Source organism: Clostridiales bacterium, assembly GCA_012512255.1.
Taxonomy (GTDB): Bacteria; Bacillota; Clostridia; order Christensenellales; family DUVY01; genus DUVY01.
In genome coordinates this window covers 1-7,394 of record JAAZDJ010000103.1, presented here as the reverse complement: position 1 = coordinate 7,394, position 7,394 = coordinate 1, and the positions used below count along the sequence as shown (strand labels likewise).

At 40.2% G+C, this 7,394-nt stretch carries 6 protein-coding genes and 1 tRNA gene; 3 read left to right on the top strand and 4 right to left on the bottom strand.

Going from position 1 to position 7,394, the window contains the following annotated elements; genetic code table 11:
* Positions 1–272 precede the first annotated feature (272 nt).
* Genes GX756_05375 through GX756_05365 form a run of 3 tightly spaced genes read left to right on the top strand, consistent with a single transcriptional unit; the run spans position 273 to position 2,777 of the window.
* Positions 273–1,163 (top strand): DNA adenine methylase, encoded by an 891-nt coding sequence (locus GX756_05375; GenBank protein NLC17293.1) that lies wholly within the window; start codon positions 273–275, stop codon positions 1,161–1,163.
* A 21-nt stretch (positions 1,164–1,184) separates the two neighbouring features.
* The gene (locus tag GX756_05370; GenBank protein NLC17292.1) at positions 1,185–2,042 is read left to right on the top strand and encodes a restriction endonuclease; all 858 of its coding nucleotides are present in this window, start codon (positions 1,185–1,187) and stop codon (positions 2,040–2,042) included.
* A gap of 12 nt (positions 2,043–2,054) precedes the next feature.
* Positions 2,055–2,777, top strand: a complete 723-nt coding sequence (locus tag GX756_05365; protein NLC17291.1) for a site-specific DNA-methyltransferase — start codon at positions 2,055–2,057, stop codon at positions 2,775–2,777.
* Between the two features lie 41 nt (positions 2,778–2,818).
* On the opposite strand, the gene GX756_05360 is transcribed toward GX756_05365, so the two are convergent.
* From GX756_05360 to GX756_05345, 4 genes are all read right to left on the bottom strand, one after another.
* Positions 2,819–2,894: transfer RNA gene (locus GX756_05360), tRNA-Asn, on the bottom strand.
* A 486-nt stretch (positions 2,895–3,380) separates the two neighbouring features.
* Positions 3,381–4,496: a PIN domain nuclease gene (locus GX756_05355; protein NLC17290.1), complete on the bottom strand. Its 1,116-nt coding sequence runs from the start codon at positions 4,494–4,496 to the stop codon at positions 3,381–3,383.
* 90 nt (positions 4,497–4,586) lie between these two features.
* Entirely contained in the window at positions 4,587–5,105 is a 519-nt protein-coding gene (gene thpR / locus GX756_05350) for an RNA 2',3'-cyclic phosphodiesterase (GenBank protein NLC17289.1), read from the bottom strand.
* Positions 5,106–7,328 (bottom strand): ATP-dependent RecD-like DNA helicase, encoded by a 2,223-nt coding sequence (locus tag GX756_05345; protein NLC17288.1) that lies wholly within the window; start codon positions 7,326–7,328, stop codon positions 5,106–5,108.
* Positions 7,329–7,394 lie beyond the last annotated feature (66 nt).

Below are 7,394 nucleotides of genomic sequence, written 5' to 3'. Positions count from 1 at the left end.
TTCTTGGCGCGTAAGATTGTTGTTTTTGGTCCGTCATTGGCTTGTTTGGATCCCTGCCAAAATAATTGTTGGAATAAGACATTATGTAAACTTCTCCTTTATTAACAAACTAATAACAGCATATGCGCCTACTTTTTGTTTTGTTAAAAAGGGAAAACAAAAAAATCCCTTAGACCAAATTGCACTCAGAGTTTATAGGAAAAAAATATGAAATTTACATTTTGTATGCTATACTTTAAATAGATAGATACATAAGGATGCGGAGAGAATAGATGTGCCAAGAACTTGCTAGGCCGTTTGTAAAATGGGCTGGGGGCAAGGGACAGTTAATCAATACATTGGACGAATTGTTTCCTAAGCGGTTGGCAGAAGGTAAAATTGATGTTTATATTGAGCCTTTTGTGGGCGGCGGCGCCGTTCTTTTTCATATTTTGCAAAAATACAAAATCAAAAAAGCGATTATCAACGATATAAACAAAGAATTGATTAATTGTTATCTTTGCATAAAAAAAGACGCCGAACAAGTTATAAAAATTTTGAAAACCTTAGAAAAAGAGTATCTAACAGCGGAAAAAAGAAACGAGTATTATTACAAAGTCAGACAAAGATATAATACGATAACATTAAATTCTCATTTGGACTTTGAAAAATGCGCCGATTTTATTTTTTTAAATAGAACTTGCTACAACGGGCTTTACAGGGTAAACAAAAGCGGCAAATTTAATGTTCCGCACGGCAGATACAAAAATCCCACAATTTGCGACCAAGATAATTTGCGGCTTTGCGCGAACCTCTTGCAAAAAGTCCAAATCTATCATGGGGATTATACGCAAGTATTAAAAGAATATGACGAGAAGACCTTTATATATTTTGACCCGCCGTATAGGCCGCTTGTGGAAAACAATTCGTTTGTAAGTTATGATAAAAACGGTTTTGACGATGACGACCAATTAAGCTTAGCCAAGAAATTTAAAGAACTTCATGAAAAAAAATGTTTTCTCATGCTGTCCAATTCGGACCCCAAAAACATAAATAAGGCTGATAACTTTTTTGACGATTTGTATAGCGGGTTTGATATAAAAAGAGTTTACGCCAAAAGAATGATTAATTGCCAATCAAACAAGCGTGGAAACATAACTGAGATTGTGGTTAGGAATTATTAAAAGATTTAGCTTGGGGGAGTAATGAAAAAAGATTTTAACAAATGGTTTGATGACTTTACGGACAGAATTGCCACATACAAGTATTATACTGATTTTGATGTTGTTTATAAAAATATAGACAAAATCAAAATTGAATTAAACATACTTAATTCTTTGATAGGCTCAAAAGACATTGAAAAAGATTTTGACGACTTATTCAAAAAATACCCTGAAACTAAAAAATGTTTGCCTCTTTTGATAGCCGTAAGAAAGAATGAAATAAAAGTTATTGACGAGGGGAAAAGACTTAAATATAACTTTGCCGAAATTGACGACATTGAATTGCTAAAAAGATTTATGCGTAAAACAGGTCTTTTTGATTTGATTTCAAAACGCCTAATAAGCAATTTAATAGATTACGCCACCGGCGTTGAAGTTGGGCTTGACTCAAACAGAAGAAAAAATCGCGGCGGACATTTGATGGGAGATGTTGTAGAGGGATTTATTAAAAAAGCGGGATTTATAAAAAATAAGACCTATTTTAAAGAAATGTATTTGAAAGCCATTGAAACCAAATGGGGTATTGACTTGTCATCCCTTTCAAATCTAGGCAAGGTAGCCAAAAGGTTTGATTTTGTCGTCAAAACAAAAAACCGCGTTTATGCGATTGAGACCAATTTTTACACCAGCAGCGGCTCAAAATTAAACGAAACGGCCAGAAGTTACAAGATGCTTGCCCAAGAAAGCAAAAAAATAAAAAATTTCGCGTTTGTATGGATAACGGACGGGCCGGGCTGGAAAAACGCTAAAAACAACTTGGAAGAGACCTTTGACGCGATGGATTATATATTTAACATCAAAGAACTTAACAATGGAATTTTGGAAAAGGTTCTGCAATAGGAATTTATTTTAATGTCAGACGACCAATTTGAACTTGAAACCAGCACGATCTGGAGTTTTCCCAATCGCGGAAAATGGGCGACCCACGACGCCAAATATCGCGGCAACTTTTCCCCTTATGTCGCCAAGAATATTATTTTAAGATATTCAAAACCGCAAGATTTGGTATTGGATCAATTCGTAGGCAGCGGCACGACTTTGATTGAGTGCAAGTTAAATAACCGAAACGCCATCGGCATAGACATTAATCCTAACGCTGTGAACTTGACGATAGATAAGCTTAATTTTGACAGCGAACACAAGACAACTATCAAAGCCGAAGTCGGCGACGCCTGCAACTTGCATAATATCGGCGATGGGACTATTGACCTTATTTGCACGCATCCGCCATACGCGAATATTATCAAATACAGCGAGGATATCGCGGGCGACCTGTCGCTCCTAAACCAAAAAGACTTTTTGCTGGCAATGGAAAAGGTGGCAAGCGAGTGTTACAGAGTTTTGAAAAAAGATAAATTTTGCGCCATTGTTATGGGCGATACAAGAAAAAAGGGCATGGTCCAGCCTCTCGGTTTTGAAACAATGAAAAAGTTTTTGGGCGTTGATTTTAAATTAAAAGAGATAATAATCAAAGAACAGCACAATTGCAAAGCCACAGGCTTTTGGAAAACCAATAGCCAGAAATATAACTTTTTGTTATTGGCGCACGAGTATATATTTGTGTTTAAAAAATAACGCAAAAAAGCCCTACATCATATGACTTAGGGCTTTTTTAATGGCTCCTCAGGTAGGATTTGAACCTACGACCCTTCGGTTAACAGCCGAATGCTACTACCGCTGAGCTACTGAGGAAAATCAGCATTAATATTATAGTATCTATTAAGCGTTTTTGTCAATAGTTTTTTGGAAAAAGATTTTCCAAATTATTATAATTTGCCCGAACATAATTATTATTAAAATATATTTTAAGATTATGCGTTATGTTTTAATTAAGACGCAATAAAGTATAACCTAATAAGATGCTTAAAAAATAACTTTAATATTTCTTAAGAAATATTAACACGCGATAATCAAAAAATTCAGCGCAAACATTTTTCTTATAAAATCATTTGCCGACCAAAAAAATAGCGATGCTGTCGTATGTGTTATTTTGATATTTTAATAATAGTTTTGACGAATTTCTATTTTTTGCATTTTTTCAGCATACTTTGAAAAATAGTTGAATAGCCGACTTTTGCGATTTTTAACTTTTTAACACGAAACTATGTTTTTATATTTTATTAAAATCATTTTGCTAGCTGAAATTTTTTGCCTATATTAAAATGGCGCAATTCGCCGTTACATTATCCTCGTAAAAATCATTCTGCCCGCCGAGGTCTGCAGCGCTGTTGTGACGGTGACTTCTTGTTCCGTGCCGATATACTCGCCGCCGTTTTCTATTACTATCATTGTCCCGTCGGGCAAATACCCGATGCCCTGACCGCGTTCTTTGCCCTCTTTGACTATGCGCACCTGCATTTTTTCGCCCGGCAAGGCGATAGGCTTAATGGCGTTGGACAGGTCGTTAATGTTGAGCACAATGATATTGTTGGCGGTCGCCAGCTTATTGAGGTTGTAATCCACCGTAATAATCTTGGCTTTATAAAACTGCGCCGTCTTGATTAATTTGATATCTATGTCTTTTTCGTTGATGTCGTCCGTAATTTTGACGGATATGCCCTTTTCCTTTTGCAAAGCCGCGGCGATGTCAAGCCCGCGCCTGCCGCGGTTTTTTTTCAAAACATCCTCGTCGTCCGCTATTTTATTTAACTCGGTCAATACAAAACTGGGGATAAGCACCTCGCCCGAGATAAAACCAGTTCTTACTATATCCAAAACCCTGCCGTCAATAAGGCTGGATGCGTCCAAAACCACGATATTGGGCGCCTCGTATAAATCCACGGAAGACCTTTCGGTAAGGTTGGTCGCCGGCAAAACCTGCACCATAAGTTTGGCGCCCAAGCGCATTCCTACCGCGCCCAAGACGAGCATCACTATTACGGTAATGGTGATGGTAAACGCTTCGTTTATATTGTCCAAGCTGTTTAACAAAAACCAAAACACCAGCCCAAAGAGCACGCCCACAAGCATGCCCACAATGCCCATGACCACTTCTTTGGCGCTGTATTTAGAAAGCGCGTTTTCCACAAAGGCCGATATGGCGAAAAGCCCTTTCATAACGGCGGGCGCTATCAAAAAGCCCAAAAACCCAAAAAACAATCCGCTTACGATATATATGCAGACTTTAAGCCAGTAATCCAAATTAACCAAAAATCTATCGTCAATTCGAATACTCATTATTTCGCGCGAGATCAGCCAGCCGCAAATAAACGCCAAAGGCACTAAGATGAGCCGAATAATCGCGACAACGCTTTTTGGGGGATTATGACTGGGCTTTTTTTGTTTTGAAGTCATAAGTTAATTATATTATTATTGGTTTATTTAAGTCAAGTTTATTTCAAAATAGACGGGATTTTAACGGTTTTGTGAAAATATTAAAAAATTTCATAGAGTATGGGTAAATAACGGCGTATAGACCAATTTCCCGTTTTGGCGGGACGAAAGCATAAGGCTAACCGAGTCCACAAGGCAATCAAACGGCAAAATATCTCCAAAAATATCGGCTTTTGGGGACGGCAAAAAGCTAGGCTTTCTTACCAATGTAATATGGGGCGAGAATAAGGTATCAGTAAGCGAAAAATCGTCTATTAAAGACTCGCGCAAAAAATCATGGATTTGCCCCAAAGCTTCGCAAGGCTTGACTTTGAGATGAATAATATTTTTGCCAAAATTTGAAATGTTTTGGAAAGTAATGTCAAAAGGCTTGGTTTTTATCCGCTGGATCGCTTTCTTGGCGGCTTGCAGTTGGCTGTGGTCGCTTTCGCCCAAAAACAATAAGGTCAAATGATAATTTTGTTCTTTAATATAATTGCCGCTTATGCCTAGGCTTTTTAGGCGCTTGGCAAGCTCGGTTATTTTTGATTTGGTGTCTTGGTCAAAATTGACGGCTATAAACAATCTCATTTACAAAAAAATCTCCATTTTTTCACCAAACTCGCGCAGCATTTCTTGAAGCATCGTATATCGCGTTTGGGTATAGGTATTTTTTACCATTTTGTATATTGTTTCCCTTTGGCCAATCAAGACCGCGTAATTTTTGGCGCGCGTTACCGCCGTGTATAGCAGGTTGCGGGTGTTTATCATATAACTTCCTCCCGCAAGGGCTAAGACCGCCGCGTCAAACTCGCAGCCTTGGCTTTTGTGGACGGTTATGGCGTAAGCCAGCATCAGCTCTTCCAATGTTTCCGCGCCGTAAGTTACTTGGCGTCCGTCCTCAAACTCAACGGTAAGCTCGCCCACTGAGGGCCTAACCGATATCACGATGCCCATGTCCCCGTTAAACACTCCCGCGCCATGAACGACTACCCCGTTATCTTGGAATCTTTGCCATTCCAGCTCGTAATTATTGGCGATATGCATAACCTTGTCGCCTACCCTGAAAGTCTGGCCGCCGTAGGCAATCTCGGGCTTGGACGGATGGGCGGGATTGAGATGGTTTTGCAATTGGCGGTTTAGGTTAATAACGCCCGCCACGCCGCTTTTCATAGGCGCAAGCACCTGTATTTTAAAAGGCGAAAGTCCCGCAAAAGCGGGCAGGCGGGTTGTGACCATTTCAATCGCGGCGCTTAGGATTTTTTCGGGCGAATTTGCGCTTAAGAAAAAGAAGTCGCTAGAAGGCGAGTTATCAAACACGGGCATTTTGCCGTTATTGATTAAGTGGGCGTTGCTGACTATATTGGAGGTTTCGCCTTGACGATATATCTGGGTCAAATGCGTGGTCGGAAGTTTTCCGCTCGCCAAAATATCGGCAAAGACATTGCCCGCGCCCACGCTGGGCAACTGGTCCTTGTCGCCCACGAGTATAAGATGGGTTCCGGGCCTTATCGCCTTTAATAGCCCGTTCATCAAATAGGCGTCCACCATGGATATTTCGTCCACGATTATATATTCGTAATCCAAAGGGTTGTTTTCGTTATACAAAAAGCCCTGGCCTCTGAAGTCGGGCTGCAAAGCCCTGTGTATAGTCATGGCCTCTTGGCCGCTCGCCTCTTGCAGACGCTTGGCGGCTCTGCCCGTAGGGGCTAATAGCAAAAACCTGCCGCCTTTTAGTCTTAAAATATCTAGCACGCACGAAATAATTGTGGTCTTGCCCGTGCCCGGCCCGCCCGTTATTATCAAGACGCCGTCGTTTAGGCAGGACGAGATGGCTTGTTTTTGGATCGTGTCAAACTTATAGCCTTTTTTGTTTTCGTAATTTTGTATGTCTTGCGAACAATCTATCTTTAGGTCGTCGGCGTTTTCTATCAGATGAAGCAGCCTTTGGGCGATATTTTTTTCTATATTATAAAGATGGGATAAGGCGACGCATTTATGTTCGGGCTTGGAATAAAATTTTAGTTTGCCTTCAATAGCCAGTTTTTCATAAAAGGCGTATAACTCGTCTTGGGACTTGTTGATTTTTAAAATGTCTTGGACGCTTTTGTCAAGCTCGTCAATGGGCAAATAGGTATGCCCGTTTTTTTCGGCGGCGGATTTTAAAATATAAATAATGCCCGCGCTCAGCCTAAAATCGCTGTCGGGCTTTATGCCGATTTTTTGGGCGATTTTGTCCGCCGTCAAAAAACCTATGCCTTCTATGTCTTCCACTAACTTATAAGGGTTTTTTAAGAGGATATCTTTGACCGAATTGCCGTATTCGCGGTAAATCTTAAGGGATAGCGAGGGCGACAGACCATACCCTTGCAAAAACATAACAGCCTCTCGCATTGATTGCACGGCGGAATAAGATTGCGCTATTTTTTGGGCCTTTTCCAATGAAATGCCTTTGACCTTAGCCAGCTCTTCGGGATTGTTTTCTATTACATCAAAAGTCTTTAGCCCGAACATATCCACAATCCTGGAAGCTATGACTTCGCCCACGCCGTGGATAAGCCCGCTTGCCAGAAATCTTGTTATGCCTTCTTTGGATTGGGGAGATACGGACGAGATATTTTTGACCTCAAACTGCATTCCGTATTTTGAGTTGTAACGGTATTCGCCCTCAAGACATAAGTATTCGCCTTCGGACAGCATAGGGAAATAACCGACGGCTGTTACAGGGTCGCCTTCATGGTCAATAACCATTACCGTATAACCGTTTTCTTCGTTACGGTAAATGATATCCTCTACCGTTCCTTCAATTTTCAAAGTTTTAAAATCTCCAAAATATTATAAAAGGCAAAAACAAAAAATTAAACCAGCGACTTTGCGGCT

Excerpts from the sequence above, each read along its gene's own strand:
- GX756_05375 (NLC17293.1), top strand. The coding sequence starts at position 273 with ATGTGCCAAGAACTTGCTAGGCCGTTTGTAAAATGGGCTGGGGGCAAG.
- GX756_05370 (NLC17292.1), top strand. The coding sequence starts at position 1,185 with ATGAAAAAAGATTTTAACAAATGGTTTGATGACTTTACGGACAGAATT.
- thpR (NLC17289.1), bottom strand. The coding sequence starts at position 5,105 with ATGAGATTGTTTATAGCCGTCAATTTTGACCAAGACACCAAATCAAAA.
- GX756_05365 (NLC17291.1), top strand. The coding sequence starts at position 2,055 with ATGTCAGACGACCAATTTGAACTTGAAACCAGCACGATCTGGAGTTTT.
- GX756_05355 (NLC17290.1), bottom strand. The coding sequence starts at position 4,496 with ATGACTTCAAAACAAAAAAAGCCCAGTCATAATCCCCCAAAAAGCGTT.